Here is a 2,781-nt window from a genome sequence, read left to right as displayed (position 1 = left end):
ATAGTGATGCGCAATCCGGAAGTAAATAATGGCAGACATAATCAGTGAATGTAGGAAGCTTGCTCACTCGCAAGCTTCCTAAAGCTAAACTACAAGTCGATATAAATTGGCCAACCAAGTAGACCAATTAAGCCTTCTTTGTATTCCAGACGCTCCAATCGTTCAGGAGAGGCATTTTGAATGGCCAACTCTTGATAGCTACGAGAGAAATGCAGCGTCCGCAACAATGCAGCATTAAAATGCTTACCTAAATCTAAACGAATTGCATCAGCAAGCTCGTTAGGTAATTCAGCTAAAGCAGCCTTAGTTTGTTGCTCGATAAACTCGAGGTTAAACCATTCATCTTTAAGTTCTATACGAGCCATGCGTCGTTTAAGATCTTGACGGACTTTTTTACCGTCAAAAAATATCCGATATAACACGGCTTCTGCCAGAGTACTTTCTAGATTAATATAATCCATTGGATCAAAAGTGCCGACAATGTAGAACTGTGCCAATAAGGCATTAATAGATTGCTGGCGATTATGCTCAGCTAATGCTTCTTGGTAGTAAGCCCAGCCTTGCCATTCGTCACAATCAGGTGGACTCGAGACTTGATCAAGCAATACTTTATCCACGTCGCCATAAACAGATTTACCATGAAGCCTGTGTTGACTAACTTTAGTTAGCATCCCCCAGCCCTTCTGGAACGACTTAACTACGCCGTCATCAGTCAGTAGCAACCGTATAGCATTAGCCTGACTTTGGTCCGATAATGCCATTAAGCCAATGCTAACAATGCCAATGACATCTTGCGCGGCTTCTTCAAGCAAATGCATTTTATACTTGTTATAAAACTTATCAGCGAACTTAAGGCTCATCAAAATGGCTTTCGCTTTGATCTGTCCCAATTGCTCATTACTGAGCAATTCTTCGGTTCGGCCATAAGCCAACACCCGACTCAGATAGGGACCCTGATTTTCGTCACGTAATACCAATTGCATTTGCAGAACCCTTAATCAAGAAAGCTAAACATATCATCAACTTCAGCATACTCGTCGGTGACCTGGTTCTTTTCTTTCGCCTGTATCACTAACTCGCTGGCAAACTGGCTGATAATTAGCTGCCAGTCAGAGCCGGTGTTACGCAGCATGTTCTTAATCGCCTTTTCAACATTAGGCGCTCGATCGCGGATCAATGCTAATAAACTGCGCGGGTCATCAATGCTAAGACTGTGTGCCTCTTCATCGGCTTGCCAATCTGAGTAACCCACGGTTTCTTCATCCGCTTCATCATCAAAAGTGTCGTTTATCTCATCGTCATCACCGCTGCTACCGCCTAAAATAAGCTCGATAAACGGAATCGATAGATAAAACAGCGCAGCAGGATCTTCAGCCAAACACTCTAAAATTGCGGTTTGTTTCTCTTCATTGTCTTGGATTCGAATAAGATAAGTCATAAAATCAAAAGTATGCTGCATTAACTCTTCGGCATTACTTTTGATTTTTTCTTCCCAATAAAGCGGCTGCTGGCAGACAATGTCGCGGATCTGTTCTGGAGTCATTAACTCAGACATAATCGATGGGCACGAAATATCATGCTGACTGTTAATTTGTGTCAGCGTGACGATATCCATTTTCTCGATAACTTCAACCAACTGATCATCTGACATCGACGATGCAATCAATTCAAATCTCTTGCTGGCCTGTTTAGGCTCAACATTAGCCAGCTCTTGTATTTCAGCGGCTGTTATTTCAATGAGACTGTTCATTCGATATCCTCATCATATTGATCATAATAACCTTCTTCATCGCTATCATAGTCCGTGTCGTCATCATCGTTTTCATCACGTTCATGCTCATGAAGACCATCTGAATCATCTTCCTCAGGCTTAGGCGCTGTATCTCCCTGAGTTTCTAACAAATACACCACGGCACAACTTTCGATAAGCAAATCTTCGTTATATTTACGTACCGCAAGCGCCAGAGGTAGATCGGCATTGTTAAACGCAATCGTCGTTTTAAATTCATCCCAGCTTGGGTGAATATTCAAGCTAATCCAATGTGCCCATTGGCGCTTTGACTCAGGCGAGAACTTAACTCTTTCATAAAGTGCAACAGGTAAATATTCAGGGACTGAATCTAGCATCCCAGGATCGGCCAACAATATCTCTCTGATTTGGCTGGTAAACTTTGCCAGTGCATTTGGCGTATCAGGGTCGTTGTAAGATTCTATATTGTCATTGGCATTATTTTTTAGCTCATTAATGCGTGAGATATTAAGATGTTTAGCCATGGGATACTCAGGAATAATATTCGTCCCACAACCCGCACATAGCGGCTGTAGGATCGGTAACAATTACGTTGTTAAAATCATTGATAAAAGCATTTCTCTGCTTTTTATCTGACAACACTTCGTAAGCTTTTTTGACTCGTTGGAGCTGAACAGATGCTTGTTGTTTTTCATCGTCAGACGCCCCAAGTAATTTGTCAGGGTGATACTTGTTCGATAAACGTTTATAGGCTTTTTTTATGTCATCTTCTTTGGCATTGGCTCTGACGCCCAGTACGCTAAAGTGGTTAATCATAGTTATTCCTGCAGGCGATGTGGCAGTGATTGCGAGATAAAAAAGTCTGTAAATAGATAAATTTTTTAGCCCGCTATTATATCAACAATCACAGCCTTGCAGCAAACATAACCCCAAGTTAAGTTTCAATCATTTAAGACATCCATTTTAGGTCAGCTATTTTTAGGACCGCTATGCCACCCACAAAGCATCGTTGTCCTTAACCGGTGTTATCT

At 41.7% G+C, this 2,781-nt stretch carries 4 protein-coding genes; all 4 read right to left on the bottom strand.

The features are described from left to right. Window positions 1-89 precede the first annotated feature (89 nt). From CXF78_RS19330 to CXF78_RS19315, 4 genes are read right to left on the bottom strand one after another with little or no spacing between them, the layout of a single operon-like run. The gene (locus CXF78_RS19330) at window positions 90-983 is read right to left on the bottom strand and encodes a cold adaptation protein AtcC (RefSeq protein ID WP_011636235.1); all 894 of its coding nucleotides are present in this window, start codon (window positions 981-983) and stop codon (window positions 90-92) included. 11 nt (window positions 984-994) lie between these two features. Continuing rightward, window positions 995-1,750, bottom strand: a complete 756-nt coding sequence (locus tag CXF78_RS19325; RefSeq protein ID WP_102037673.1) for a cold adaptation protein AtcB — start codon at window positions 1,748-1,750, stop codon at window positions 995-997. Then, the gene (locus CXF78_RS19320) at window positions 1,747-2,274 is read right to left on the bottom strand and encodes a cold adaptation protein AtcA (protein ID WP_011636233.1); all 528 of its coding nucleotides are present in this window, start codon (window positions 2,272-2,274) and stop codon (window positions 1,747-1,749) included. The genes CXF78_RS19325 and CXF78_RS19320 overlap by 4 nt, the downstream gene beginning before the upstream one ends. A 7-nt stretch (window positions 2,275-2,281) precedes the next feature. After that, window positions 2,282-2,566, bottom strand: coding sequence for a cold adaptation protein ActJcold adaptation protein ActJ (locus CXF78_RS19315; RefSeq protein WP_102037672.1), 285 nt, complete (start codon window positions 2,564-2,566; stop codon window positions 2,282-2,284). Window positions 2,567-2,781: the final 215 nt, after the last annotated feature.

Source organism: Shewanella sp. 11B5 (genome assembly GCF_002836795.1).
In the GTDB taxonomy this organism is placed as follows: Bacteria; Pseudomonadota; Gammaproteobacteria; order Enterobacterales; family Shewanellaceae; genus Shewanella; species Shewanella frigidimarina.
The sequence above is the reverse complement of the archived record's forward strand: the minus strand, read 5'-3'. Positions and strand labels throughout refer to the sequence as shown.